The sequence below is a fragment of the Aeoliella sp. genome (assembly GCF_965227375.1).
Lineage (GTDB): Bacteria > Planctomycetota > Planctomycetia > Pirellulales > Lacipirellulaceae > Aeoliella.
In genome coordinates, this window is the sequence record NZ_CBDDFX010000001.1 from 1508378 (window position 1) to 1534563 (window position 26186).

The window sequence follows — 26186 nt, forward strand, 5'->3', positions numbered from 1 at the left end:
CTCCGGTGCGCGGACCGCGAGGCGGCCCGGCGATGCTGACCAACACTAGCGACGCTGGTCGATTCCCATGATGTTGTCCATTAGACGGGACAGCTTGACACTTGCCCAGGCTGTAAGGCCAAGGCCAGCAATGCCAACCAAGCTTAGAGCAGTGGTTAGCAAGAAGAGCAAGTCGTCATTGCGGTCAAGAGCAAAGTACTGGATTGCCCATGACGCGAGCGTAGGAATCGTCGCGGCGAGACCCACCATTAGCCAGAGTCGCCACCGTCTGCGAAGTTCCGCTTGAGCGGTTTCGCGAAACTTCTCCGCTCGTGGCCACAGCCGAGGATACAGCCCACGCAGCACGGCGTACTGCACGCCGCATAACGAATACGCCACGGCGATCAAACCAGAGATCGTGAACGAGGCAATGAAGTGCCCGTAGAGTCCTGGCGACGACGTGCCGGTGAAGCGTTCGATGAGCCAGGGAAAGATGATTCCCCCCGGCAGCCAGCCCATGGCTGCGACGGCCAATAGCCACATCGGCAATTTAAGCGACCGACGCCGTGCCCAGTCGAGCTTCGACTGTTCGACTGGTTCGGTGCCCTCAAGCTTCTTCCACACGCGATGTAGCGGGAGCAATATGGCCACGCCGGCAGCGAAAGCCAGCGGATAGACTACCACGTTGTAGCCGATCACAATTCTCTGAAAGATGGCCAGTTCTTCGTCGGTGAAGTGCGTGCAGATCTGCGAAGCGTTGTAGCTGATGTTGAACAAGCTGCCGAGAAACTGCGGAAGCAGCGAGAAGATGACCACCCAGCGAACCGGGTGTTTCTTCACCGCGCGGACCAGCCAGCTATTGCCGCGCGAGGTGCGCTCGTGCTTGCGCAGTTCGCGAACTCCGTCGAGCGCTTCGGCCAGCTCTGCGCCGCTGGCGTAGCGGTTCTCGGGTTCGGGGTCCAGGCAGCGTGCCACCGTGTAGCTGAACGCCTTGTCGGCGTTGCCCGCACCGGGAATCACCTCGGGCGGGGCAATACTCCGCACGGCCGAGAGTCGTTCGAGGTACACCAGGCGGTTGTCGCACCGCGGCGGCGACTCCAGTGGGCTGCGACCGGTGAGCAACTCGGCGATGACGATGCCCAGCGAGTAAATGTCGGACCGCTCGTCGACCGCATCGGCCGTGATGTCGGTCGATGGGTTGAACGCCTCGAGGTGCTCGGGCGCCATGTACGCCAGGGTGCCGCCGAACCGCTCGTCGACCGAACTGTTTTCGTCCATCGACTGGAATGAGATGTTGAAGTCGGCCAGCATGGGCTGCCCGTAGCGATTCATCAGCACGTTGGCCGGCTTGATATCGCGATGCAGCACGCCTTGCCGATGGGCGTAGTCGACCGCTTCGGAGAGTCGCGCGCCGATCCAGCAGGCGGCCTCCAGGTCGTCCATCTCGGCCAGGGCCTCGCGGTCGCGCAATGCCGAGGGATCAAAAATGTCGGTAAGTTTCGAACGCGTGTCGACCGACGCCAGCACGTCGGCTCCCGTCCAATGCCCCCGGGCGGTGCGAATTTGCGACAGGTCCTGAATCACCGCATCCATCGGCGCGCCGGGCACCAGTTGCATGCACAGCAGCCGCAACTCGCCGCTCTCGTCGATCGCCTCGCTGAACACCTGCACGATGTTCGAGTGCTCGAGCCGGGCCATGGTGCGGCCTTCGCTGCCCTGGTTGGCGGCCACCTTCAGGGCCACCTGGCGGTCGAGCGAAAGCTGTCGGGCGAGGTACACCACGCCGAACGCCCCGCGGCCGAGCACGGCCTCGATCTCGAAATCGTCGATCCGCTCGCCCCGCTTCATGACGTCGGCCGCGGTGCGAATCGAGCCGGTGTAGGGCACCGTCTTGACCATCTGATGCGGCGGCAGCGGCGGCGGCAGGCTGGGCGCGGCGCCGGTCGGCTCGTAGGTGTCGCTCTCGCTGGCGAGGCGAACATCAGTAGGTTCAGGATCGCTGGGCACGGCTACTCCGGCGTCGCCTGGGAAAATCGTCGTTTCATGACTAGTTTAGCAGCTTTCTGTAAACTTTATGACTACCGCAAACGAATTGGACTTCATCGGCAACCTGCCAACAGGACCGCCCGGTCGACATTCCGTGAATCCGCCCGAACTTGCCGGTTTCGCCGCCTATAAATAGGCAACTTGGGGTAGTGGGCCGCTCGCGTCGGCCGCTGTGGCAAACTATGCTTAGGGGGACGAACTTGCGGCGCCAGACGTCCGCAACGCCCGATGTGAATCAGCTTTCTCGAGTGAGGTAAACAGGATGCGACGCTTGGAATCGATGTTCGTGGCGGTATTGCTGTTGGTGCTGGGTTGCCAGAGTGCGTTGGCTCATGTGCAGTTCCAGAAGCAATGGGTCGAGATGTACATCGACAAGGCGGACAAGTCGCCCGAGAACAAGGCCTACATCAAACAAGTGGCCAAGGGCAAGGATCGCTGCTTGGTGTGCCACCAGGGCAAGAAGCGGCACCACTACAACGCCTATGGCGAGCACTTCATTGGCAACCTGACCGAGGACGACAAGAAGGATGATGAAAAGATCGTCGAGTGGCTAACCAAGGTCGGCAAGATGCCGTTCGACCCCGAGGACGAAGGCTCACCGACCTACGACGACCGGATCGCCGAGAAGAAATTCCCCGGCGGCGAAGTCGAAGAGCTACGCAAGGAAGTGGAGGACGATGACGAGGACCACGAAGGCGACGATGAGGACGATGACGACGACGAAGAAGACGACGAGTGATTCGCCCTCGTTTCCCGCTTCCCGAGTCCGCGATTGAGGCTTCCGCGAGCCATTTGGCACGGCTGCCGGGCGTGACTAGAATAGCAGTAGCCGAACTCCCCCCACTCTCCCGCACCGGATAACTCTCGATGCTCGCCAACACCCTTGCATTCTACGCCCTGCCGCTCGCCGCCAGTATGAAGGAGAGCATGGCCTGGGGATTGGTGCTCCTGTGCGTCGTGCTCGGCATGTTGATCACGCTCGGCCCCGTGAAGCGCGAGAAGGAAATCAAAGGCCGCAAAGAATGACGCAGGCTGCAAAGACCAATGACCAAGAGCGATAGCCCTTGGTCATTGGAAAATCGCACATTGGTCCTTCTTGCAACCTAACGCTTAGCCCGCCTTGGAGTTGGGCAAATCGACGTTGGCGCCGGCTGCCGGGGTGTTGATCGACACCGAAATCGGCGCGGCGGTCGTCGCCCCGCCTTGGCAGAACTCGGCCACCGCTTCGATAACGCGGTCCTGCTCTTCGACGGTCATCTCGGGGAACATCGGCAGCGACAATACTCCTTCGGCCGCTTGCTCGGTGTGCGGCAGGTCGCCCTGCTTGTAGCCGAGCGTTTCAAAACAACCCTGCAGGTGTAGCGGCACCGGATAGTAGATCGCCGAGCCGATGCCCACTGCGCTCAAGGCTTGTTGCAGTGCATCGCGCTGGCCGTCGGCGACGCGAACCGTGTACTGGTTCCACACGCTCGACACGCCCGAGACGACGATCGGCAGACCGAGCGGCACGTTGCGGCGAATGAACTCGACCGTGTAACGCTCCGCATGCTCGCGGCGTGCCTCGCCCCACTCGGTAAGGCGTTGCAGCTTCACGTTCAGCACGGCGGCTTGCATGGCATCCAGCCGGCTGTTCATGCCGACTAGGTGGTGGTAGTAGCGAGGGTGCTGACCATGGTTGCGCAACCGCTGAATGACGTCGGCCTTCTCGCTGTCACTGGTTGTGATCAAACCACCGTCGCCCATGCCGCCCAGGTTCTTGGTGGGATAGAAGCTGAACGCGCCGTAGTGCCCGATCGCACCCGCGGCCACACCACCAGCCGTGGAACCGATCGCCTGGCAGGCGTCTTCGATTACCACCAGGTTGTGCTCGTTGGCCAGGGCCATCAGCGCCTGCATGTCGGCCGCCTGGCCGAACAAGTGGACAGGAATGATTGCCTTGGTGGCCGGCGTGATTTTGCGGGCCGCGTCCTCGGGATCGATGTTGAACGAGTCGGGCAGGATGTCCACAAACACAGGCTTCGCGCCCAGTCGGGCGACCGCGCCGGCCGTGGCGAAGAACGTGAAACTCGGCAGCAGCACTTCGTCGCCGGGGCCAATGTTCTCGGCCATCAGCGGCAACAGCAGCGCGTCGCTTCCCGAAGCACACCCGATCGCGTGCTCGACACCCACCCGAGCCGCCATCGCTTCCTCGAACTCCCGACAAGCCGGGCCGTTGATGAAGGTTCCGGTACGCGTGACTTCCGCGATCGCCGCATCGATCTCCGGCAACAAAGGAGCGTTTTGACGATTAACGTCGAGCATCGGAACGGGCTTCGCGTTGGCGGCGGACATCGTAGCAACCTGGGGCTGGGGTAAAACGGATGTGCCAATGACCTAGTACATACAAAGGTGGAAATTGGATCATTGGGGTTGGCCAATTGGATAGCGGCCGCGCGGAGATTAGAACTTGCCCCCCGGCCGGTCAATGGCACTGAACTCGCCGCGAGAGAGATTTTCGCGTGAGTGCTAGCAACGTCTCAACCTGACCATTTTGTCCCTATTTGCCCCAGTAGATCGTGCGTTGGGGCAAAACGGACAAAAACAGCGGTTGCCCTTCGTCTGACGGCGGAAGCTGCGTGTGACTGCTTAGTCCCAACAGCTGTAGCGGCCGATGCAGTACAGGGCGCGGAGGCCGTCGCGGAGTTGGAGTTTTTTGCCGGCGTCGTAGCCGCGGCGGGTATAGGAGATCGGCACCTCGCAGATGCGGCACTTGCGGCGGGCCAGTTTGGCGGTCAGTTCCGGTTCGAAGCCGAATCGCTTTTCGCGGAGTACGATCTCGCGAATGGCTGGCCGGCGGAACACTTTGTAGCAGGTTTCCATGTCGGTCAGCCTCAGACCCGTCGCCCGGTTCGAGAGCCAGGTGAGCACCCGGTTGCCGGCGCGGTGCAACCGGGAAGGATCCTGCTTGGCGTTTTCGAGGAACCGCGAGCCGTACACCACGTCGGCTTCGCCGGCTTCGATCGGCGCGAGCAGTCGCCCGTAGTCGGTCGGGCTGTACTCGAGGTCGGCGTCCTGCACCAGGACTACGTCGCCTTGGATGTGCTCGAGTGCGGTATGGATCGCGGCGCCTTTACCTTTATTATAGCCATGCATAAAGACACGAACGCCGGAAAGTTGTTCCAGCTCCAGCAGCACGTCGCGGGTGCCGTCGGTGCTGTAGTCGTCGACGATCACCACTTCGGTAACATAGCCGGTCCCAAGCACCCGCTCGACGACCTGGCGGATGGTCTGCTGCTCGTTGTAGACGGGGATCACCACGCTCACTGCGAGCTTCGTGCGGCGAAGCGGCTCGGTCTTCGCGCTTTGAAGGTGGTCGCGCTCCAACTCGGCCAAATTGGCCTCGGCCGCGTCGAGCGTCTCGAGCATCCGCTCGGTCGACTCGGGTGTTTGCGGCTGGCGCGCAGGGCCGGTTGCCGGCGAGGTGCTCGCAGGCGACGAAGTTTGTTGCTTAAGTTCTTGCTCTTGATCGACCATGGTTTACAACTCTTCGGTGGGAGTCGGGGGAGCGTCGGTTTGTGCTTTGGCGAGCGGATGAATCACCGAGGGAACCGGCAACGCCGGCCAGTTGAACGCACTGAAGTGCACCTTGTCGGTGATCAGTCGCTCTGCGGGAGCGATGTAGCGCGGGCTGTTGGGATTGTCGTAGATCAACGCGCGGCCCCACAGCTGGGCGAGTCCATCCTGGTACAGCAGTGTCCATTGCGGCGCGGCGGCGGCGGCTTCGAACTCCATCACTTGCACCGAGTTCTTGTACAAACGGTCGACCAGCACGAGTTCCGGGTCGCCAAACTCGAGGATGGCCGTGGGATCCAGCGGCCCGGCCTCGGCGCGACGATACCGATACCCGCGGTTGTCGCCCAACTGGAAGTCGAACGACTTGTCGACCACTTCCTGCGGGTAGCAAGTGCGGAACCGCCCGTCGAAGGCGACCGTGGTTTCGGGACTCAGCGCAGCGATGGCGTACTGGGCCCAACCGAACGCCACGATCATCCGACCATTGATTTGCTTGAACGTCATCCACTGCACGGCGTCGACCGGGTACATCGAACGATAGACCGGCAGCACCGACAACCTTCCGTACAGCGTATTGCCCTGCACGCCGATCACGATGGCCAACAAGGCTGCGACGCCCCACCGCCACCATGGCCCAAGCCGTTGGATGTTCAACTTGCTGGTGTCGGGCCGCAGGCGGGCCAGCGCGGACTGCAAGTGCGGTGGAATCCAGAACCCGCACAAGAGCACAAAGAACGCAATGTGCCGCTGATGCTGAATGGACTGCCAGGCCACCACGACAAGCAGGGCGATTTGCACCCAGTCGCGACTTCGACGCGTCAGCGCCAGGCTCGACACCGAGACGATCGACAGAATGACAAACGGCCAGAACACCACGTGCTTGGGACGCAGCGCGGTCCACTCGGAGATCTCAGGGCGAGGGCTGCCCAGCGACATCAACAGCCAGCGGTGCAAGTCGGCGCCATAGGCGTTGAGCAGCGTGGCGCCGCTCATGGCCGCGGCGATGAACAGCAGCACGGACACTACCAGCACCGATTGCCAGCGGCGGTGCCGGATCGCTTCGGCACTGCGACCCAACAGGTAAGCCACCGCAATGCCCACCCCAGCGAGGAACGCTCCATGCGAGTTGGCCCACAACGCGCCGATCGGCACCAACAGCAGCAGCCACGTAAGCTGCCGATGTCGCCAGGTGCAGATGTCGTGTCGGGATTGCTCGCCGTCGTTGTTGGGATCCGTCAACCACAAGCTCCAGCCGGTAAACGCCAGGTCGAGCACGACGAGCGTCATCGCACAGCAGGCGAAGCTGAACAGTTGGGGTCGGACAGTGAAGAATGGCGTGAAGTTGTTAGCCACCAGCAGCAAGAACACCGCAATGGTGAGCACCTTCACTCCATGGCGGGCAGCCACCCAAGCCATGCCGGCCAGGATGCCCAGCCCTACCAGCAGTTTGAACAGCAGCAGACCTTCGACGCCGAACCAGTCGAACAACGAGGCGTAGGTCAGCTCGGCCAGCACTTCGTGGTTGACCCACGGGTGGTCGGCGGCGGTGTAGGTGTGCGTCGCGGTGCGGTGCAACTGTCCGCTGCGGATGGCGTCTTGGCCATAGCGAACATGCCCCCACAGATCGGGGTCGGCCAGGTTGAACGCCAGGGCCACGGCGCACGACACCCACAGCGCAACGACCATCAACCACTTGAGCATGCGATATTCGGCCCGCGCAGTGGCCAGCTCGCCTTCTTCGAGCGGCTGGCGCTCGATGGCGCTGAATTTATCGCCTTCGGGTTGGTCGCCGTCGGGTGGATGGCGGTCGAGCGGATCGTCGACTGGGGATTGGTCGTTCATGGGTCGGGAGCAAGGAGGCCGGGCCGGCATAGCGTCGTGCAGATTTGGCTGCCGTGGAAAGTTACCTCGCAAAACCGGCACGCGCCGTGGGGTTTGGGGAAAGTGCGCCAATTACCAAGCTGCGATTTCCCCGAGTTTCCGCAATGTCGTTACAACCGGTTGACTGCGTCGTTTTGGAGTGCTAGCACTATGCGTTAACGCGGCGTTTATTTGGCTTGGCACCGCCAGCGGGTTTTGTTAACTTGCGGCCCTCAAATGGAGACTAGCCGCACGGAAGGTGGCACGCTCCCGCCACCCCCAAAACTCGTCTGGCCGACACGGAAGGAAGGCCCCCTCATGCAAGTTCATGGCAAAGAAAAGCTGCGGGTTCACATTCGCTGGATGATCCGTCGCGATATGGGCGAGGTACTTCAGATCGAAAAGGGAAGCTTTGAATTTCCCTGGTTCGAGGAAGACTTCGTGCGTTGTCTGCGCCAACGCAACTGCATTGGCATGGTCGCCGAGTACGGCGAGCGAGTCATTGGCTTCATGATTTACGAGCTGCACAAGACGCGGCTGCACGTACTGAATTTCGCGGTAGCGCCAGAGTATCGGCGGATGGGCGTGGGCGAGCAGATGATCGACAAGCTCGTCAGCAAGCTCTCGAGCCAACGCCGCACGCGGATTTCGCTGGAAGTGCGCGAGACGAATCTCAACGCACAACTGTTCTTCAAAGAGAGCGGCTTCCGCGCCACGGCCGTGCTTCGCGACTTCTACGACGACTCGACCGAAGACGCCTACGTCATGCAGTATCGCTATGAAAGCGACGACGAAGACGGTTTCGCCGACAACTGGACTCAGCGGCTGGCCGGTTAGAGGTCATCGAACGTTACAGCTCGATGATCTCCGCTTCGCACTGCGGCAGATCCAGAATTGCAATCGAATGCCTGGCCGCGCGGTATAGCGCGCCCGGATTGAGCACCAGCTTGCCATCGCGGCGGACCTTCTCCGCTACGTGCGTGTGGCCAAAGCACACCACTTGGTACGCAGGGTTGTCGAGTACCGACTGAAAGCGGCTTCGCTCGTGGCTGTGCAACAGCGCGATACGGACTCCCTCGAACTCCAAGTCGCCAAACAGCCCGTGGCAGTGCTGCCCCGCTTCTTCGATGGCTTGAGTCAGGCTCGCCTGGCTGTAGTCGGTATTGCCGAACACGAAGTGCGTCGGCCAGGCGGCGAACATCTTCACCACCTCGCCCGAGCCGATGTCGCCGCAGTGCAGCACCGCGTCGACCTCCAGACTTTCGAGCAAGCGGATAGCCGGCTGCGTGTGATCGGTATGTCCGTGCGAGTCGCTGACAATTCCAAGTCGCATGAGAATGGCTCTAAGCTAGACACAAGTGTTCAAACGGCCGAAAAGCTACACCTCGTCGGAAAACAACCACGACTCGAGATGCTGAGCATCTTGCCTGAGCCGTTGCTCGACGCCCGCGTATTTTTCCGCCGTGGCGAGCAGCGTGCAAATCGGATATCCGCGAGGAATCACCTCCTCTTCGAACGGGATGTCGGCCAGGTGCAGGTTGGGCGGAACCCGGAAGGTAACCTCTCGCTCGGCGAACAGGTAGGCCTTGCCGGCGAATCCGGAAGGCTTCGCCGCCGAATTCGGAAGTACGCCCTGCATGCTAGCGGCAACGTGCACGGCCACCATGCTCGCGCCGGTGAACCGCTCGACGACCTCCATCGAGGCAGTGTAACGCGGATTGACGTCCACCGCCCACGCCGTGCCGTGCGGGTCGAGCACGAAGTCGACGCCGAACAAACCGACGAGTCCAAGGTCCTTGGTGAGGAGCTCTCCGGTCTGCATGAGTTGAGCTGTCAAAGTTCCCTCTCCCGGAACTTCAAACGGGCCCACGGAACCGGCGTAGTGGTACGGATCGCTGCGGGTCCAAGGGCGATCGATGAGTTGCTCGGTCGCGCCGAGCAGCACCGCGCGGCCGCCGGCGGCGACGTACGTGGCCGAGATCGGGGTTCCTTCGATCTTGCGCTGCCAGTAACCGTGCTTCGGCGGCTCGGAACCCGGCTGCCAGTCGTCGACCCCCAGACCGCCGGCCGAGTTCATCGCTTTCACCAGCCAGCCGGTCTTGTTGGGAGGAGTGAATGCGATTTCGGGAAACGCAACACCACCGGCGGCCAGCAGCGAAGCCAGGTGCTGCGGGTCCTTGGCCATGCGCATCGCTTGCGGCGAGCATCCCAACATCGGGCGGAGCTTGATCATCTGCTGCACCGCCTCGGGATAATTCTCCCACGCGCCGGTCGCAAGCCAACCATCGATCTGTTGTTCAGCGAGCCATTGCACGAACTCCCCAGGCGAGGACAACTTCGATGCCGGGCAGCGGGCCGCCAGATCGCTGTCGGCGAACAGATCGGCCGCGACGACCTCGTAGCCGGCGGCCAAAGCGGAGAACGCGGCCGCGCGGGCGCTCGCGCCGATGATGGCAAGGCGCATCGTGGTCACTCGCCTCCGTGCCGACCTTGATATTCGTCGGCCGGGTACTTCTGGGCGTTCTTCACCATCTTGGCGTGCAGCGTCTCAGAAAGGTCGACGCCCATCGAGTTCGCCATTGCCAGCGTGTACGCCAGCACGTCGGCAATCTCTTCGGCCGCAGCCGCGAGCTTCTCCGGATGGTTAGCCACCTCGCGCGAGTCGGCCACCTCGATCCACTGAAAGTGCTCCATCAACTCGGCCGCCTCCACGGCCAAAGCCATCGCCAGGTTCTTGGGCGAGTGAAACTGCGACCAGTCGCGCTCGCGCACAAAATCGTCCACCAGCTTCTTGAGGTCGGCCACCGTGGTGGTTTGGTCGTTGTTGTCGAGCATGGGCAGATTTTCGCGGATTGGTTGCATGCGTGCAAGTTGCTCGCTTGTGGATAGTGTCATTCCGAAAGGAGGCTCGCCGACTGAGGAATCTCCTTTGCTGGGCTAGGGAGCAATGCCAGTTAGGGCACTTGGAATTCAAAGCTCCCCATGTGTGACATCGAGCACTCCGCAGTCTAGATTTCTCGGTCGGCGAGCCTCCCGTCGAAATGACACGAAAACGCGGCGGGTCCCAGCCACCCTTGAGATAACCACCTCACCCCAGCAGTTTCGCGATCTTTCGCCCGGTGGTGCTCAGCGGGTAGTCGCCCAGGTCCGTGGGCGCGAGCCACACTGCCGGCGAGGTCTTGCTCGACCGCAGTCGTCCGCCTTGGTGGGTGGCTTCGTAGCAGTCCAGGGTGATGCGGTACCGGGTGACGCCGTGCTTGATGGTTTTGAGCAGTGGGCCGAGCGACGCGCGGATGCCGGTTACTTCGGTGAGCTTGGTTTCGAGTTCCCGCGCGGCGAACAGCGGACCTTCGCTTTCGATGCCGAACCGTGGGAAGTCCCACAGGCCGCTCCAACGTTCGTCGGGGCCGCACTGCCGCAACAGCACCTTGTCGCTGCGGCGCACGACGAGGGCCGCTTCGCGGAGGTCAGTGTAGGCGGTCTTCTTGGTGGTGGGCAGCAAGTCGTCCACCACGTTCAACTGCCGCGCTTGGCACAGCGACTCGACGGGGCACGCGTCGCACTTCGGCTCTCTTGGCGTGCAAACCAACGAGCCGAGTTCCATCAGCGCCTGATTGAATCGCGAAACCTCTTTGCGGGGCAGCAGTTCTTCGGCCACTTGCCACAGTCGCTTCTGCCCGGCGGAGCGAGTGGGGTCGTCGGCCAGCGCGATCAACCGCGCGAGCAAGCGGATCGTGTTGGCTTCGAGAATCGGAGCGGGCTTGTCGTAGGCAATCGACACGATGGCGCCGGCCGTGTACCTTCCGATGCCCGGCAGCTTCATCAGTTCTTCGACGGTGGTGGGGAACTCTCCATCGAGTTCGTTCGACACCACTTTGGCCGCCGCGTGCAGACCACGTGCGCGACGATAGTAGCCAAGTCCTTCCCACAGGCGCAGCACTTGCTGTTCGTCGGCGGCTGCCAAGTCGTGCACGGTGGGCAGCGCGGCCATGAACCGCTCGAAGTACGCCCGCACGGTGGCCACCTGGGTTTGCTGCAACATCACCTCGCTGACCCACACGCGATACGGGTCGCGGGACTTGCGCCACGGCAAGTCGCGCTCGTGCTGCTTGTACCACGCGAGCAGCTTGCGGCGAAACGCTTGCTTCCAAGCGCTGGTGAGTTCGAAGTGGGGGTTGCCATCCGTTGCCATGCAACGATTTTAGAGCCTCGGCGCCAACGCGGGAAGGAGCGAGATCCGCTCTCAACTTAGAGCGTTTCGGACTGTTGTGCCTCGTCGAAGCACCTTGGGCAGACGGTTCCCAGGTCGCGCAGGTCGGTTAGACGATCCATCGCGTCCTCGTCTCGCCACACCGTGCGGTTCGTGGCCACGCCCATGATCTGCGCGCACCCGGGGCAGAGATAGCGGACGCCGAGTGGATAGGCGTGGTACCACGCCTCGACGCAAAATGCCTCGGGTAGTGGTTCGCGGTTGGTCACCGCGTTGCAGAGATGGCTACACAGCAGCGGCGCAGCATGAGTTCCATGTCGTTGGCACAGCACATACGGCATTCGATTGTCCCCCACAAAGCATTGCCGATGATGAATCCCTCACCAATGGCTGGTATCCATAGTATATCGACCTGCCCCCGTCGATACACTCCCCACGCAATTCGCATGCCTCCTAGAATTAGGGGATATCTACTCCCCCTAAATTGACCAACATACCTGGCGTAGCAACAACAGAATGGGGCGGGGCGAGCAAGCTCGCCCCGCCCCGTAGGCAAGGTCTATTGTCAGAGGTGGGGGACTCTGACTCGAACTCCTTTTCGAAGGACCTCAGCGAGTCCCTTCTAGGGAGAAATATCACAGTCGCGAAAGGAGCAGCTGGCGTTCGAACACCATTTCCTTGGGCAGACGGTCGTGGAGATCGAGGAACAGCTTCTCGTGATTCAAGGTGGATTGTCGCCAACCTTCACGATCCACTTCCATCAACTCCTCCCACTTCTCTTTCGGGAAATCGAGACCGGTCCAATCGATGTCCTCATAGTGCGGTACCCAGCCCAGCGGGGTTTCCTTACCGACCGCTCGACCACGTACGCGGTCGACGATCCACTGCAGGATACGCATGTTCTCGCCGAAGCCCGGCCAGATGAACTTCCCGTCTTCGTCCTTGCGGAACCAGTTGACGTGGAAGATTCTCGGCGTCTCGCTCAGGCTGCGCCCCATCTTGATCCAGTGCCGGAAGTAGTCGCCCATGTGGTAACCACAGAACGGCAACATGGCGAAGGGATCGTTGCGCAGCTCGCCAAGGCCGCCAGCCGCGGCGGCGGTCTTCTCCGAACCCATCGTGGCGCCGATGTACACGCCGTGCGTCCAGTTGATGCCCTGGAAGATCAGCGGCACCAGCGACATCCGACGTCCACCGAACACCATCGCACTGATCGGCACGCCATCGGGGTCTTCCCACGCGGGGTCGATCGTCGGGCACTGCCCGGCAGGGGCGGTGAAGCGGGCGTTCGGATGACTCGAGGGCGTACCGGAGTCGGGTGTCCAGGCGTTGCCCTTCCAGTCGGTCAACTTAGCCGGCGGCTCTTTGGTCATATCTTCCCACCACACGTCGCCGTCTTCGGTCAACGCACAGTTGGTGAAGATGCTGTTCTTGGAGCACGAGATCATTGCGTTGGGGTTCGATTCCATCGAGGTGCCCGGCGCGACGCCGAAGTAACCGTACTCGGGATTGATCGCGTGCAGTCGACCATCGTCGCCCGGTTTGATCCAAGCGATGTCGTCGCCCACGGTCCACACCTTCCAGCCCTTCTCCTCCAGTGGCTTGGGCGGAATCATCATGGCGAAGTTAGTCTTGCCGCAGGCACTGGGGAACGCGGCCGCCACGTAGGTCTTCTCGCCTTCGGGCGATTCGACGCCGAGAATCAGCATGTGCTCGGCCATCCAGCCTTCGTCGCGCGCCATGCAGGAGGCGATTCGCAGTGCGAAGCACTTCTTGCCCAGCAGGGCATTACCACCATAGCCACTACCGAACGACCAGATTTCGCGTGTCTCGGGGTAGTGGACGATGTACTTGTTCTCGGCGTTGCACGGCCACTTCGAGTCCTTCTGGCCCGCTTCGAGCGGCGCGCCGACCGAGTGCACGCAAGGAATGAACTCCATGTCCTCGTTCTTGTTCAGCAGATTCATCACCGCTTGGCCCATGCGGGTCATGATCCGCATGTTGACCACCACGTACGGCGAGTCGGTGAGTTCCACACCGATGTGGGCGATCGGCGAGCCGATGGGGCCCATGCTGAACGGAATGACGTATAGCGGGCGACCCTTCATGCAGCCCTTGAACAGGCCGGCGAGCGTTTTCCGCATCTTGTCGGGGTCTTCCCAGTTGTTCGTCGGGCCCGCGTCGTCAGGACTTCGCGAGCAGATGAACGTGCGGTCCTCGACGCGTGCGACGTCGGCCGGATCGCTGCGGAACAAGAAGCTATTGGGTCGCTTCTCTTCGTTCAGCTTGGTGGCCATCCCCGAGTCGACCATCTGTTGGCAGAGTGTGTCGTACTCTTCTTGTGATCCATCACACCAGTGAATGCAGTCGGGCGTGGTGAGTTCGGCGATCTCCATCACCCAGTCACGCAACTCTTTGTTTTGGACGTCCCCGCCCCCTACTTCTTTGAAGCTCATGATATTCCGTTTCCTGCTTAGTTGAGGTTGACTAGTCCTTACGGTGTGAACCGACGTTTTGAACTTGCAAACCTTCCAGGCTCTGCCAGCCACCAGAGCTCGCGTGGGGTATGCCTGGGTAAGTTTTTGCAGCGTATCGGAGCAAGCCGCGTGCCACAAGTAAGCGTTTCGAATGAACGTCCAAAACGAGCATGTTTTCGACTATTCCGCACATGCACACAGAGCACAGCCGCGCGGTATCGCACGATAGGTGTGCACACTCTGACAGAAAACGAAGAGAGTCAGCCCTCTGTTTTTCGGTTAATGGCAGTCCCACACCACTTAACCGCAACAGCGCGTCGCACGTGCTGATCAAGACAGACAGAACTAGGGCGCTTTCGGTGCCGCCTCCTCCGCGGGCGCGGGATCGTAGCCCGTGTCGACCAGCACGTAGCCGCTCCAGAAGAAGGGATGATCGGCCACGAGTGGTTGGGTGCCATCCTCCGAGCGGCGGAGGCGAGGCTCCTGGGCCGAGTCCAAGTCGGAGCGGCGCGCCAAGGCCACGCTGCGACGCCACGCCTGATCGGCTGCGGCGTGTGGCAGTTCCAATGTCATCTCTCGCAACAGATCGCGGTGCGTTTTACCGCTGGTTTGCCAGCGGCTCATCAGCACGGTCTTCGCACCGCTTGCTAGCAGTGCGCAACTGGCGTGGAACACCTCGGGCCCTGCATTCACCGCTTCGCTGCGGCCTCGCCCGCGGGACTTGAGACCTGTCTCGGCCGCGGTATGAACGCCGCCCAGCAGCAGTCGCTCGCAGTCGGGCAGTGGCAACGTGAGCCAGTGCGACAGCGTGCCCAGGCTGGAGGAACGGTCCAATGGCAGCGGCGTGAAGCTATACGGCTCGGCCGGGTCGAGAGTTGCGTCGGCCAGCACGATGGTCTGCTCGGTCAAACCAGCCAGCAGTGGAGAGGACACGGTAACCGGTGTGTCGATCACTACCGAGCCGGTGGCGGTGCTCGCCAGTTCCTCGGCCGCTTGTTGGGGCAAGTATCCGTTCCCACCGCTGCCGGTCACGGCCGCGATCAAGGTGGTGCGAATCGGTCGAGGACGCTGGCGGTCGGGCGCGGCCCAACCCAACGTCGGTGCGTAACGGACCGGCGTGCGGTCGATCACCATTTGCTTGTTGCCGCCGGTGCTCGGCATCATCGGCTCGACGGGGGCGTGCCACAAGATGCCATCGGGGATGATGATCAACTCGGTGGTGCTGGCCAGGTCGAGCCGCGACTCGCCGAACAGCATGTCGCCGTACTGCTTGGCCATCGGCTTCCAGCTATCCATCGCCAGGTCGTCCGCGCCGAGTTCGCGATTCTGTGTGAAGTGCCCCATCGCTCGCAGCATCTCGGCGGTCTTTTCGCCCAGGGGACCGGCCTCGGGCAGACGCCAGTGATGGTACGCCTGTTGCGTGAGGATGAATGCGAAGAACGAGCTGCCCGACTGGTGAAACACGATCACCGCCTGGCCGGGCTTGAGTTGTTGTTGTAAGTTGGCGGCGGGCATCGCCGGGGGCGACAGCAAGTCGGTGGGGTCGCGGCGCAACACCAGCTTGCGAACCAACGCGTCGCGCTGCTGGGCGTTATTGTCCAGCCGCTTCAGCAGGCTGATTTGCTCCTGCGGCACGCGGCCGCTGTCGTCGGCCAGCGGTTTCGATTCGAGTTGCTTCTTCAGCTCGGCGGCTTCTTCCAGCAGCTTCTTGTAGGTCGGTGCATGCAACATCAGGTTGCGATGTTCCACCACGGCATCGGCCGGCAGTTGTGCGGGGTCGGTCTCCAGCAGGTCGCGAATCGCCAGTAACCTTCCACCGACTGGTTGGGCCAGCCAGAAACGGCGACGTTTCGTGATGTCGGTGATGTCGATCGCGGGGAGCACCTCCTCGCGACTCAATGCAGCCAGCATCCAGCGACCGAGCGCTCCTTCGTACGACGTGGAGAGATTCGCGAGCACGCCCAGCGGATCTTCCGCCCAGTCTTTGCCAATCGGATCGCGAAGCAAGTAGGCGTACAGGTCCACCGCCACGCGCGAGGAGACCTGCCCACTGTCGACCCGCTCGCTGGTCAAGACGATTTGGAAGTGGCGCAGCGAATGGCTAGCTTCCATGGCAATCGCTTCGGCCGTGGCCTTATCGCCTTGCGCGGCGTTGTTCTCCAAGTAGGAGATAAACGCCTCGACGTAGCGACGATCGGACGCAATGCGACAGGTACGCAAGTCGCGCCGTCGGGCCGAGATGTTGCGCAGCCTGGTGGTGGCTCCAGCAACATCGCCTGCGGCGGCTAACTCCTCCGCGCTGGCGGTCAGACAGATGGCGGCGATCAAATCGAGGTTCTTGCGGCTAGCCCAGTCGGCAGCGACGGTCAAAGCGGGCATCGCGCCAGGGTTGCCGCTGGCCATCCAGGCGTGGTGGGCGAGTTCGAACGACGAGGCCAGCACGTCGTAGTCTTCGTAGGCGTAGCCGGAGTAGCTGGCTTCGGTGGCCAGATTCAGCGCCGCCTTGGCGTTGCCAGCTTCCATGGCCACTTGCGCCTGCGCAAGCAGCGCGACGCCGGTGAGCGGGTGATCGAAACGGCCGTCGACCAGCACGCCGCGGGTGAGATTGGCCAGCGCCTGCTGCGATTCGCCAACGCCCTGTTGCGCAAGGCCCAGCAGGATGTTGGTCCAGGCGTTCGACCAATGGTTGCGCGTGGTGTTGCCGCCGCGCGCAAGCGAGTCGACCAGGTCTTTGCTAATTCGATCGTGCCTGCCCAGCGGTCCGAGGATCTCGTTGCGACGTCGAATCGCCAGCGCAGTGGCCCTCACCACTTCGGAGACGTTGATCCTCCAGAACTGCGGCGACTGTAGCGCGCCGCCTTGCCGCACGCGGTTCTCGGTGAGGAACTCGCCTTGGGTGACGAGCATGGTGTCGGTGAAGTTGCCGTAGGTTGGCCGGCGAGTGCTGGCGCCCCACGGCGAGATGCGGCGCTGGGGGTTGTTGTCCTGCCGCGGGTCCTGAAAACGAACCGACAGCATCCAACGGGGGTAAGTAAGGAACAGCTCACAAGCCGCGTCGAACTCGGCCAGGGCCTCGCGCGGTTGGCCCATTTGGTACAAGGTCTCACCCAGCATGGCGCGGTAGCAGATCGAGTCGACCCAACGAGTCAGGCCCACGCGGATGCCGCCGCGCACCTCGTTTCGAAATCCCCGCAGGGCATCGCGATGTTCGGCGCGGTAGAGCTCCTCGACCGACCCAAAGTAGGACTGCCCCGGCTCAGAGCGGTCTTGGGCCACAGCCCCGGCACTGCGCCATACCCCGCCCGCTAGCACCAGGACGATCGAGCACGCTAGCACCCACTGGTGGCGGATGGGACCTTGGGGAGGGGAGTTCAACATGGCTGAGCGGGGTTGGGGGAGCGGAGATGCGCGAGATGTCGTATTCTACCATTCGCAGCAAATCACGGCGATTTATCCCAGCTTAACAGTCATTGCGCCAGATTCCGGTGGAAAAGTGCTCTCACCCGGCCTGCAGGACAACTTTTTCTGGCTTCTGTTAAACCTTGACAGTTAGGCGGACGATAACGGTAGTAACGGTTCGCCAGTGCGCGACCCGCCTCGTCCTATTGCCGCCGGTTCTTCGCTCACTCGAATTTGCCGAACCGAAATTGCCATGAACAAGACAACGGTCACCAGCATGAACCACAAACTCTCACAAGCTGCGTGCGGCGCGGTGATCCTCGCCTCGATGGCGCTCACTGGATGCCAGGGCCTGTACTCGGGCCAGGTGCTGCCTAGCGGATACTACCTGCAAGACGATGTGCAGTACTTCGCTCCAGGGCCGGAGTTCAAGCTTGCTCGCGAAGCACAAGCCTTGGAAGAAGCCAAAGCCGAGATCGAGAGCGTTCCGCAAGGTCGCTAAGCAAGCGTCAACTACTGGCTGCCAGGCGCAACGTGCCGGCAGTCCGCTGGCGTAGCCACGCGCTGGCGCGGATCAGTTGCGGGCGAAGCGCTGTGGACGGTGTATAGGTCACTCGATGCCGACTCGCCATCGTGGTGCGTAGTCGCAGTTTGTAGCTCTCGCCACCCGGACCCAGGTCGAATGTGTCGTCGCCGCGGTCCAGGCTGTCTTCAATCAGCCGCGACATGAGCGCCATGCCGACTCCGCTCACGGGAGCATTAGGGCAGTAGCCCATGCGAAGCCCCATCACACGGCCCTGGTAGTGGTAGCCGTACCAGAACGCGACAGGGCGGTCCGCTAGTCGCAGCACTGCCATGTCGACCATGCCCAACCGACTGGCCGCGGCGTGCGTATCGTGGAAGAAGCTCACCAACGAGGGATGCGAAAGCGTGTTGCCAGTGGTGGAGTTGTTTTGCCAACTAGCGCGGGCCACTTGCTCGCACTGTTGGTACACCTCCCACGCCGGGTCGCCATCGCCGGTGCGGCGTGGCTGGGGTCGGTGACGCACCAGCTCGACGCTGCCCCAATCGCTCACGCGGCGGTTGATGCGCCGCAGCTCGTGTCGTTGCTTGCGCGACAAGCTCGCCAGGTAGCCGTCCCAATTGCCGACCTCTGCGAGATCGATCAACGAAGTACCGCCGTGCGGCTCGACCCGCGGGGTGAATCCCACTTGCTGCATCGCGCGAAACGTGCGGCCGCGGTCGCGACTCTCGTGGGCGATCCACCGCAGGTCGACTTCGTCCCAGTCCCGGTGCGTGTTGGACACGTGCCGCAGCGCGGTGAGCAGCGTGGCGGTGGGGTGGGGTCCGATTGGGCTGTAGAACGTGCCCCAATCGTCCAACGGATAGGTGAGTACCCGCACCGAGCCGAGTCGATGCCGCCGGCGCACCACGCACAGTGGCAGGATTCCCACACCATGTGCCGACGAGCGGACCACCAGTACGCGCAACTGTTTGCCACGGCCGAAATGCCGCCAGTAGTTTTCCAGCCAGTCGTAGGTGTGCAGGAACGTCGCGTCGGGCGTGTCCGCCACGAGCGAGTCCCACAACAGGCGGTAGCGACTTAGCGAGCGAAGATCATTCAGCTCGACGACGTCGGCCATGGGGGTACCGTCCAGTCTTACGAAGAGGAGATTTGCGAGGAGCACCAGGGCACTGGCTGAAGTACCCTTGAGAGGGAGGGAAACTGCAACCGATGTGCCAACTCCGCCGGACCGCAGCCAGCGGGCCGGATAGCCGGTACAATTGCCAGCTCCGCACCTAAACGCCGGGGAAAACCGACGTTGCCCTTTCGCAGCATGTGTAGTTTCTGCAAACCCAGCGCAGCCTAAAAGCAACGCCGCGGACGAACGCAGTTCCGCACAACCCGCAACTTTCGAATCGCCGTATGAATCCTCAGATCCGTTCACGCATCGAAGCCATCCACTCCGCCGAGTTCGAGTTCGTCCTGGCCACCACTGGAGGCGGGGCTTCGGCCATTGGCGACGTACTCTCGGTGCCCGGCGGCTCGCGCACCGTGCTCGACGCCCAGGTTCCTTACAGCCCCCAGGCGCTCGCCCAATGGCTCGGCGCCCAGCCCGAGCAAGCGTGCAGCGAGCGGACCGCTCGAGCGATGGCCATGGCCGCTTACATGCGCGCGCGGCAGCTCAGCACCACCGGCTTCGCTCTGGCCGGCGTAGCCGCCACCGCGTCGCTGGCATCCGACCGACCGAAGAAGGGCCCACACCGTGTGCACGTGGCGTTTCAAACGGTGAGCAGCACCTGCGCGCTGACACTCGTCTTGAACAAAGGCGAGCGCACTCGCGAGCAGGAAGAGCAACTGGCCGCTGAACTCGTGCTGTACGCAGCGGCCGAAGCGGCGGGCCTTCAGCCTTCGTTCGAACTCGAACTGGCCGAAGACGAAAAGGTGGTCCGCCGCCGCGTCGAGGCGCTGCCCGCCTGGCGAACGCTGCTCACGGGAGAGCAGTCGTGCGTGGAGATGAACTGCCGCGGCGCCACCGATTCGATTGCCCTGTTCCCCGGTGCGTTCAATCCGCTGCACGCAGGCCATGTCGAGATGGCCGCCATCGCCGAGCAGTTGCTCGACTGCCACGTGCTGTTCGAGCTGTCGATCGCCAACGTGGACAAGCCGCCGCTCGACTACGTGGAGATCGAGTCCCGCGCCCTGCAGTTCGAAGACAAGCCGCTGGTGCTCACCCGCGCAGCGACGTTCGTGGAGAAGGCCCGCATGTATCCCGAAGTGCCATTCGTTTGCGGCGCCGACACCATCATGCGGATCGGCGACGCCAAGTACTACGGCGGCAGCATCTCCGCCCGCGACTCGGCCATCGCCGAACTCACCGACCTGGGCGCCAGCTTCCTGGTGTTCGGCCGCGAACTCGACGACGGCTACTACACGCTCGAAACCCTGGGCCTGCCGAAAAGCCTCATGACCATCAGCTCGTCGGTCCCCGAATCGACCTTCCGCAACGACGTTTCGAGCACCAAGCTCCGCGGCGAAGGTTAGTGGCCGCTGGCTTGCGGGGTCGGTACGCGTGCGAACGCCCTCCTCGGCCAAGCTGCAAGGCATACTGCCACAGCGGCTAGGGCCAGTATCGGCCCCATGGCAGGCTCGGGAATGTAGGTTGCTGGTAGACGCATCAGGAACGCACGTTCGTAGGCCGTCTGGTCGCCACCCGGATCGAACATCCCGACACCGGTGATCCAACCGCTGTCGCTGATATCGAAGGCTCGCTCCAATGTCCAGCCGCTGTTGGGGTCGATTAGCGTGTTAAGGTCCAGTGCGCTTGCATCGGCCCCCCAGGCAACAGCGCGATCGCCGACCAGGTTTTCCGACTCATACTTCTGGGCGTAGCCAACGGCTACACCGCGAGAATTGATTTGATAGGCAATGCTTGCCGTGCGTCCGCTGGAGTCGGTGCCGAGACTGCCTAGCTCCGTGGGCGTTGTGGTCGAGGCGTCCCAGCGGACACCGCGCGTGCCTCGAGACGCGGAGCCGATGTGTTTTGTCGACCAGCCCACCGACGTGCCTTCGTCGTTGATGCTCAAGGCGAAGCTTCTTGCCGAAGTGCTTTGTGCGCTCAGTGTGCCGAGTTCGGTTGCGGTTGTTTGCCCCGCTTCCCACCGCACGCCCCGCGCCAAGCGTAAGGAACTACCCTCAACTTTCCTTGCCCAGCCAACAATGGTTCCTTCGTCGTTGATGTCTGTAACATAACTCTCCGTAAATCCGCGACCGTCCGTGCCAAGATCTCCCAACTCGACGGCTTCCGTGCTGTCGGTATCCCAACGAATAGCCCGAATTCCGATGGCGACGCCGTCCGCGTACTTCTCGGCGTAGCCGGCAATGATTCCATCATCGTTCACGATAAGTGCTTCGCTGCGAGTCGATCCATCTCGCGTACCGAGGTTCCCTAACTCGGTCACGGCAGTGCCATCGGGCTCCCACCGCACCGCCCGCCGCCCCAACGAACCGGTTGGCCCCGTCTTGGTTGACCAACCCACGGTCAGCCCGCTGTCATTGATGGCCGTGGCGTAGCCCAAGTGAGAGATGGGGTTGATGTTCTCCGCGATGAAGTCCAACTCCGTAACCTCCGTTCCTGTCGCATCCCAGCGCACCGCTCGTATCTTCTGCGATACTCCGTCAACAAACTTGTTCGCCGCACCAACCATCATTCCGCTACTATTGATCGCGGTAATCTCGCTGTAGGGCGCTCCTTGGGAATCCACACTGAGGTAGGCGAGTTCGCTCGGTCCGGTAGTCGGCCCCCAATGCATGGCGCGTCGGCTCTCAGCGACGCCGGCGTCGTATCTGACGAAGCTACTGATCGCGATGCCACTGTCGGTCGCCTGCAAGCCACCGAAGGGGTGGAGGTACCCATTGCCCTGGCCGGGATCATAGCTGGGGCCGCCATGGACTTGAAGAAACGCAACCGCATCGGCGGTGGTGCACGCGCCGAAGGCGATGAGCAGCGTCAAGAAGGCGAGTCGATATGCAGTCATCATGAGCTCGTCTCGGTGGGAGTTTTCTGACTTCGTATCCTAATCCATGGGCCATTGCGGTGCGAATTGAGACTGTGCCGCTAAGAATAGTGGTCGAGGTTCGGTCGACTTCATGAACTTCTCGTAAATCCGCCACGTACACCCAAGAAGCGCGATATCGCGCTGGTCTCCGGCCCCCAGTGGCCATTTTCGCCCACGCCCGCGCGGCGTTATGATAGACGGTCTCCCACCATCGCCCGCGGCGGAAGCCGCGGGTTTCAGACCCTCCACCACGCAATCCCCCCATGTCCGACTCCCCGTACCTCGTCGAGCTAAAGCAGGTGCAGAAGAGCTACCGCGAGCCGAGCGGCGAGCGGCTGCCCATTCTCGACATCGAGCACTTCGCCATCCGGCCGGGCGACCAGGTGGTGATTCGCGGGCGGAGCGGTTGTGGCAAGACCACGCTGCTGCACTCGATCGCCGGGCTGATGCCGATCGATTCGGGTGAAATCCACTTCGGGCCGGTGCAGCTTCACCGGTTGCCGGAAGCGGGACGCGACAAGTTTCGCGCGAACAACATTGGCTACGTGTTTCAAACATTCAATCTGCTGCCGGCCTTCACCGCCCTGGAGAACGTGATGCTCGGCATGACCTTTACCAAGCGGCCAAAGGATCGCGACCGGGCCGTTGAGCTGCTCGAACAGGTCGGCCTGGGGCACCGCCTGAACCACAAACCGGCCCACCTGAGCGTCGGCGAACAACAACGTACCGCCGTGGCTCGGGCATTGGTGAACAAGCCGGTGCTGCTGTTGGCCGACGAGCCCACGGCCAACATCGATCCTGGCCACCAGCAACAAGTGGTCGACATGCTGCGCGACGTGTGCAACAACGAAAAAGTCGCCATGCTGATGGTGACCCACTCGCCGGAAGTATCGAACCAGTTCGAACACGTGGTGGCCCTGGAAGACCTTAACCGAGTGGTGAGCGCGGCATGAACTTCCTCTCCATCGCCTGGCGAAACATGTGCGAACGCCCGCTGGCGTCGTTCCTCACGGGACTGTCGATGGCGCTCGGCGTAGCGGCAGTGATCATGGTGCTGGTGATCCATCGCGTGGCGGTCGAGCAATTCGAGCAAGACGCGCAAGGCTATCACTTCATCGTTGGCGGCACTGGCGGACGGACCGAGCTGGTGATGAGCACCGTGTATCACCTGGGCAAGCCGCTCTATCCCATTTCGTACGCCTATTACCGCAAGTTCGTCGATGGCGAGTACGCCAAATACACCGATGCAGCGATTCCTTATTGCTTGGGCGATACGTTCGTGGTGGGCGACTACAAGTACCGCGCTATCGGCACCACGCCCGACCTGTTCGAAAAGCTGAAGTACGATGGGGTGACGCCTTATGAGTTCTCCGAAGGACGCAACTTCAAACGCGAGAAATTTCGCGAGGCAGTGATCGGCTCGGTGATCGCCAGGCAGGGCAAGATCAAGGTCGGCGACAAGGTCAATCCGACCCACGGTCTCGGCGGCAATCCGGAAGACGAGCATGAGGAGTCCTTTGAGGTTGTAGGTATTCTGAAGCCGACCGGAACGGCCAACGACCGCGCCGTGTATGTGAATATGGAAGGCTTCTACCTGATGCCGAATCACTCGCTCTCCGCCAAGCCCAAGAACGCCGACGACACCGAGGCCAGCACGGTGCCAGAGCCCGGCGCTCCGACGGTTGGCTACGATAACGAAGGCAACGAACTCGAGCCCCTGCCCGAAGCCCAGCGCGAGGTGACCTCCATTCTGGTGCTCGCCAAGGGCCCGACCGAGGCGATGGAACTTAACTTCAGCATCAACAAGTCGGGCAGCGGCACCCAAGCGGTGCCGCCCAGCGAAGTGGTCACGCAGATGCTGGAGAACATCGTCGGTCCGGTGCGCACCGTGCTGTTGGTCCTCACGGCGTTGATCGTGCTGGTGGCTGCCATTGGTATCCTGGTTAGCATTTACAATTCGATGTCCGATCGGGCTCACGACATCGCGGTGATGCGGGCCTTGGGGGCCAGTCGCGGAGCGGTGCAAAGTATCGTGCTGCTCGAGGCGGTGCTGCTCGCGCTGCTGGGTGGTCTGGCTGGTTGGGTGCTGGGTCATCTGATGGTGGGCCTGGCGAGCCCCTACGTCGAAATCAAAACTGGCGTGCCGCTGGACATGCTAGCGGTGGACCCCAAGGAGCTAATTGTCCTGCCATCGCTGGTGCTTTTGGCCATTTTGGCGGGAATTCTGCCTGCTATAACTGCCTATCGAACCGATGTGGCAAAAGCTCTCAGCGGTACGCGATAGATTGGGTACAATGAAGGGCCCCTTCCTGACAGGTCCCTCCCACGATTCGCACTGCCCCCTCTCCGCGAAACGAACCCCATGAACCGCTCCCTCCAAATCCCGCTGCTCGTCCTGACCGTGCTGGCTCTCGTCGCTGGCCCACTGCTGGCGTGTCCCTACTGCACGGTGGAGAAAGCCACCCTGACCGAGGAGATGGACGGCAGCGACGTCGTGGTGCTCGCCAAGCTGGTCGACGCCGAAGGCGATGCCCCTCCCGGCGGCATCATCGATCCCGACACCGGCAAGGCCAAGTTTCGCATCGAGAAAGTGCTGCTGGGCGAAAAGCTGCTCGGCGGCGCCGAGCAAGTCGAAGCAGTGTTCTTCGGCGAACCGATCCAAGGACAAACCTACCTGATCCGCGGCATCGGCAGCGAAGAGCTCGATTGGAACATTCCCGTTCCGCTGAGCGACGCCGCGGTGAAGTACGTGCAGGAGATTCGCGCGTTGCCGGAGAAGGGCCCCGGGCGTTCGCAGTACTTCTACGACTACCTGGAGCACGCCGACCCACTGCTCGCGCAAGACTCGTACGACGAGTTCGCCCGTACCCCGTACCCCGACGTGGTGGCCATCGCCGATAAGATCGACCGCGACCAACTGTGGCAGTGGATCGAAGACCCGCAAGTGAGCCCCAGCCGCCGTAGCTTGTACTTCGTGATGCTCGGCATCGTGGGCGACGACCAGGACGTGGCCAAGCTGGAGCGAATGATGCTGGCCGACGGGCGGGTGCTGAAGGCCACGGCCGAAGCCTCGGCTGCCATGAGCCTCGGCCTGGGCGGCGGCATCACGCTGCCCATCCTGCCCGAGATGGTCGCCATGCAGCAACGCCAGAAGCAACTCGGCTTCAACGCCATGGTGGGTTGCTACCTGAAACTCACCGGCGCCGATGGACTCGATCGGCTCGACGAAGAGTTCCTCCAGGATCCGACCGAAGACCCCACCAAGGTGTACGGGCTGCTGCTCGCGCTGCGGTTCCTGGCCGAGGAAACCGACGAAGTCTCGATGGACCGCTTGAAGCAGTCGATGCGGTTGGTGCTCGAGAAGCCCGACTTTGCCGAGCAGGCGGTCCGCGATCTCTCGCGATGGCAGGACTGGACGGTGCTCGACCGCCTGGTAACCATGTTCAGCGAAGCCGACCCCAAGACGTACGTCAAAGAGCCGATCGTGGCCTACCTGGATCAGGCCTCGCAACAGGAAGGCGAAGTGGGCCAGCGGGCAACCGAAGCGCTGGAGAAGATCGAAAAGCTCGAGCCGGAAACGGTGAAAAGGGCGCGGAGCCTGATGTCGTTCGGCTTCCTGGGCTTCGCCCGCGCCGGCAGCCGCCCACCCGACCAGGCCCCGCCGCTGAACTCGCCCAACGAAGCGGAAAACGAGGCGGAAAACACCGCAGAACCATTGCCGTCGGAGACCGTAGAACAAGTAGCCGTCTCCACGGACACCGAGGATACAATAGAGCAGCCGACCGACGACGAGCCTGACGAATCCGATCCCGCAGCGGACGTCGCGACGGACGAGGCTCCGGTGACAACCTTGGTGGCCAAAGCCGAGACCGACGAGCCTGACGAAACCAACAACATCGACGAAACCTTCGAGCCTGCCGAGAGCGAGTCCGAAACCACGCAGCCTGTGACAAACGTAGCGGAGGCCGAAGCCCTTGAAAAAGAGCCCGACCCGGCGTTGGTCATCGGTATCCCACTCGTGGCGGCCGCCTTGATGATCGCCCTGGTATGGCTGGTACTCCGCAGCGGCAATTAAGCTACACATATACTAACCCTTCACTTCC

General features: G+C 62.2%; 21 protein-coding genes. 8 read left to right on the forward strand and 13 right to left on the reverse strand.

Features of this window, described 5'->3' with window-relative positions:
• Positions 1 to 45 precede the first annotated feature (45 nt).
• Positions 46 to 1986 (reverse strand): protein kinase domain-containing protein, encoded by a 1941-nt coding sequence (locus tag ACQK2L_RS06270; protein ID WP_425396078.1) that lies wholly within the window; start codon positions 1984 to 1986, stop codon positions 46 to 48.
• Between the two features lie 301 nt (positions 1987 to 2287).
• Here ACQK2L_RS06270 and ACQK2L_RS06275 point away from each other — a divergent pair, with 301 nt between their 5' ends.
• Complete coding sequence (locus tag ACQK2L_RS06275; protein ID WP_425396079.1) at positions 2288 to 2764, forward strand: hypothetical protein; 477 nt, start codon at positions 2288 to 2290, stop codon at positions 2762 to 2764.
• Positions 2765 to 2892: 128 nt separating this feature from the next.
• Positions 2893 to 3051, forward strand: coding sequence for a hypothetical protein (locus tag ACQK2L_RS06280; protein WP_425396080.1), 159 nt, complete (start codon positions 2893 to 2895; stop codon positions 3049 to 3051).
• A gap of 84 nt (positions 3052 to 3135) precedes the next feature.
• Here ACQK2L_RS06280 and ACQK2L_RS06285 read toward each other — a convergent pair whose 3' ends face one another.
• The 3 genes from ACQK2L_RS06285 to ACQK2L_RS06295 form a co-directional block, all read right to left on the reverse strand.
• Positions 3136 to 4356 (reverse strand): DegT/DnrJ/EryC1/StrS family aminotransferase, encoded by a 1221-nt coding sequence (locus ACQK2L_RS06285; RefSeq protein ID WP_425396081.1) that lies wholly within the window; start codon positions 4354 to 4356, stop codon positions 3136 to 3138.
• A gap of 294 nt (positions 4357 to 4650) precedes the next feature.
• Positions 4651 to 5538 carry a glycosyltransferase family 2 protein gene (locus ACQK2L_RS06290; RefSeq protein WP_425396082.1) on the reverse strand — a complete coding sequence of 296 codons (888 nt, stop codon included), beginning with the start codon at positions 5536 to 5538 and terminating at the stop codon, positions 4651 to 4653.
• Positions 5539 to 5541: 3 nt separating this feature from the next.
• Positions 5542 to 7419 (reverse strand): hypothetical protein, encoded by a 1878-nt coding sequence (locus tag ACQK2L_RS06295; protein ID WP_425396083.1) that lies wholly within the window; start codon positions 7417 to 7419, stop codon positions 5542 to 5544.
• A gap of 336 nt (positions 7420 to 7755) precedes the next feature.
• Between ACQK2L_RS06295 and rimI the strand changes: the two genes are divergently transcribed.
• Entirely contained in the window at positions 7756 to 8274 is a 519-nt protein-coding gene (gene rimI, locus ACQK2L_RS06300; RefSeq protein WP_425396084.1) for a ribosomal protein S18-alanine N-acetyltransferase, read from the forward strand.
• A 13-nt stretch (positions 8275 to 8287) separates the two neighbouring features.
• Here the strand turns inward: rimI and ACQK2L_RS06305 are convergent, their stop codons facing one another.
• From ACQK2L_RS06305 to ACQK2L_RS06335, 7 genes are all read right to left on the reverse strand, one after another.
• Entirely contained in the window at positions 8288 to 8770 is a 483-nt protein-coding gene (locus tag ACQK2L_RS06305) for a YfcE family phosphodiesterase (RefSeq protein ID WP_425396085.1), read from the reverse strand.
• A 45-nt stretch (positions 8771 to 8815) separates the two neighbouring features.
• On the reverse strand, positions 8816 to 9901 hold the full coding sequence (locus tag ACQK2L_RS06310) for an ATP-grasp domain-containing protein (protein ID WP_425396086.1): 1086 nt from the start codon (positions 9899 to 9901) through the stop codon (positions 8816 to 8818).
• A gap of 5 nt (positions 9902 to 9906) precedes the next feature.
• Positions 9907 to 10332: a nucleotide pyrophosphohydrolase gene (locus ACQK2L_RS06315; protein WP_425396087.1), complete on the reverse strand. Its 426-nt coding sequence runs from the start codon at positions 10330 to 10332 to the stop codon at positions 9907 to 9909.
• 193 nt (positions 10333 to 10525) lie between these two features.
• On the reverse strand, positions 10526 to 11629 hold the full coding sequence (mutY, locus tag ACQK2L_RS06320) for an A/G-specific adenine glycosylase (protein ID WP_425396088.1): 1104 nt from the start codon (positions 11627 to 11629) through the stop codon (positions 10526 to 10528).
• A gap of 56 nt (positions 11630 to 11685) precedes the next feature.
• Entirely contained in the window at positions 11686 to 11988 is a 303-nt protein-coding gene (locus ACQK2L_RS06325; protein ID WP_425396089.1) for a hypothetical protein, read from the reverse strand.
• Positions 11989 to 12282: 294 nt separating this feature from the next.
• Complete coding sequence (locus ACQK2L_RS06330; RefSeq protein ID WP_425396090.1) at positions 12283 to 14103, reverse strand: phosphoenolpyruvate carboxykinase (GTP); 1821 nt, start codon at positions 14101 to 14103, stop codon at positions 12283 to 12285.
• Positions 14104 to 14469: 366 nt separating this feature from the next.
• Complete coding sequence (locus ACQK2L_RS06335; protein WP_425396091.1) at positions 14470 to 17502, reverse strand: CHAT domain-containing protein; 3033 nt, start codon at positions 17500 to 17502, stop codon at positions 14470 to 14472.
• 274 nt (positions 17503 to 17776) lie between these two features.
• On the opposite strand from ACQK2L_RS06335, the gene ACQK2L_RS06340 reads away from it, so the two are divergent.
• Positions 17777 to 18025 (forward strand): hypothetical protein, encoded by a 249-nt coding sequence (locus ACQK2L_RS06340; RefSeq protein WP_425396092.1) that lies wholly within the window; start codon positions 17777 to 17779, stop codon positions 18023 to 18025.
• Between the two features lie 7 nt (positions 18026 to 18032).
• Here the strand turns inward: ACQK2L_RS06340 and ACQK2L_RS06345 are convergent, their stop codons facing one another.
• A complete protein-coding gene (locus tag ACQK2L_RS06345) occupies positions 18033 to 19166 on the reverse strand; it encodes a GNAT family N-acetyltransferase (protein ID WP_425396093.1) in 1134 nt (377 codons plus the stop codon).
• A 284-nt stretch (positions 19167 to 19450) separates the two neighbouring features.
• Between ACQK2L_RS06345 and ACQK2L_RS06350 the strand changes: the two genes are divergently transcribed.
• A complete protein-coding gene (locus ACQK2L_RS06350; RefSeq protein ID WP_425396094.1) occupies positions 19451 to 20569 on the forward strand; it encodes a CinA family protein in 1119 nt (372 codons plus the stop codon).
• On the opposite strand, the gene ACQK2L_RS06355 is transcribed toward ACQK2L_RS06350, so the two are convergent.
• Positions 20566 to 22065 carry a DUF3466 family protein gene (locus ACQK2L_RS06355; RefSeq protein WP_425396095.1) on the reverse strand — a complete coding sequence of 500 codons (1500 nt, stop codon included), beginning with the start codon at positions 22063 to 22065 and terminating at the stop codon, positions 20566 to 20568. The two genes, ACQK2L_RS06350 and ACQK2L_RS06355, sit on opposite strands and share 4 nt — an antisense overlap.
• Before the next feature lie 281 nt (positions 22066 to 22346).
• Here ACQK2L_RS06355 and ACQK2L_RS06360 point away from each other — a divergent pair, with 281 nt between their 5' ends.
• From ACQK2L_RS06360 to ACQK2L_RS06370, 3 genes are all read left to right on the forward strand, one after another.
• Positions 22347 to 23036 carry an ABC transporter ATP-binding protein gene (locus ACQK2L_RS06360; RefSeq protein ID WP_425396096.1) on the forward strand — a complete coding sequence of 230 codons (690 nt, stop codon included), beginning with the start codon at positions 22347 to 22349 and terminating at the stop codon, positions 23034 to 23036.
• Positions 23033 to 24367 carry an ABC transporter permease gene (locus ACQK2L_RS06365; protein ID WP_425396097.1) on the forward strand — a complete coding sequence of 445 codons (1335 nt, stop codon included), beginning with the start codon at positions 23033 to 23035 and terminating at the stop codon, positions 24365 to 24367. Before ACQK2L_RS06360 ends, ACQK2L_RS06365 begins: the two co-directional genes overlap by 4 nt.
• A gap of 78 nt (positions 24368 to 24445) precedes the next feature.
• Positions 24446 to 26158 (forward strand): hypothetical protein, encoded by a 1713-nt coding sequence (locus ACQK2L_RS06370; RefSeq protein WP_425396098.1) that lies wholly within the window; start codon positions 24446 to 24448, stop codon positions 26156 to 26158.
• The last annotated feature ends 28 nt before the right edge of the window (positions 26159 to 26186 follow it).

Coding starts and splice junctions, on each gene's coding strand:
- ACQK2L_RS06275 (WP_425396079.1), top strand. CDS start 2,288: ATGCGACGCTTGGAATCGATGTTCGTGGCGGTATTGCTGTTGGTGCTG.
- ACQK2L_RS06280 (WP_425396080.1), top strand. CDS start 2,893: ATGCTCGCCAACACCCTTGCATTCTACGCCCTGCCGCTCGCCGCCAGT.
- ACQK2L_RS06285 (WP_425396081.1), bottom strand. CDS start 4,356: ATGTCCGCCGCCAACGCGAAGCCCGTTCCGATGCTCGACGTTAATCGT.
- ACQK2L_RS06290 (WP_425396082.1), bottom strand. CDS start 5,538: ATGGTCGATCAAGAGCAAGAACTTAAGCAACAAACTTCGTCGCCTGCG.
- ACQK2L_RS06295 (WP_425396083.1), bottom strand. CDS start 7,419: ATGAACGACCAATCCCCAGTCGACGATCCGCTCGACCGCCATCCACCC.
- rimI (WP_425396084.1), top strand. CDS start 7,756: ATGCAAGTTCATGGCAAAGAAAAGCTGCGGGTTCACATTCGCTGGATG.
- ACQK2L_RS06305 (WP_425396085.1), bottom strand. CDS start 8,770: ATGCGACTTGGAATTGTCAGCGACTCGCACGGACATACCGATCACACG.
- ACQK2L_RS06310 (WP_425396086.1), bottom strand. CDS start 9,901: ATGCGCCTTGCCATCATCGGCGCGAGCGCCCGCGCGGCCGCGTTCTCC.
- ACQK2L_RS06315 (WP_425396087.1), bottom strand. CDS start 10,332: ATGACACTATCCACAAGCGAGCAACTTGCACGCATGCAACCAATCCGC.
- mutY (WP_425396088.1), bottom strand. CDS start 11,629: ATGGCAACGGATGGCAACCCCCACTTCGAACTCACCAGCGCTTGGAAG.
- ACQK2L_RS06325 (WP_425396089.1), bottom strand. CDS start 11,988: ATGCCGTATGTGCTGTGCCAACGACATGGAACTCATGCTGCGCCGCTG.
- ACQK2L_RS06330 (WP_425396090.1), bottom strand. CDS start 14,103: ATGAGCTTCAAAGAAGTAGGGGGCGGGGACGTCCAAAACAAAGAGTTG.
- ACQK2L_RS06335 (WP_425396091.1), bottom strand. CDS start 17,502: ATGTTGAACTCCCCTCCCCAAGGTCCCATCCGCCACCAGTGGGTGCTA.
- ACQK2L_RS06340 (WP_425396092.1), top strand. CDS start 17,777: ATGAACAAGACAACGGTCACCAGCATGAACCACAAACTCTCACAAGCT.
- ACQK2L_RS06345 (WP_425396093.1), bottom strand. CDS start 19,166: ATGGCCGACGTCGTCGAGCTGAATGATCTTCGCTCGCTAAGTCGCTAC.
- ACQK2L_RS06350 (WP_425396094.1), top strand. CDS start 19,451: ATGAATCCTCAGATCCGTTCACGCATCGAAGCCATCCACTCCGCCGAG.
- ACQK2L_RS06355 (WP_425396095.1), bottom strand. CDS start 22,065: ATGATGACTGCATATCGACTCGCCTTCTTGACGCTGCTCATCGCCTTC.
- ACQK2L_RS06360 (WP_425396096.1), top strand. CDS start 22,347: ATGTCCGACTCCCCGTACCTCGTCGAGCTAAAGCAGGTGCAGAAGAGC.
- ACQK2L_RS06365 (WP_425396097.1), top strand. CDS start 23,033: ATGAACTTCCTCTCCATCGCCTGGCGAAACATGTGCGAACGCCCGCTG.
- ACQK2L_RS06370 (WP_425396098.1), top strand. CDS start 24,446: ATGAACCGCTCCCTCCAAATCCCGCTGCTCGTCCTGACCGTGCTGGCT.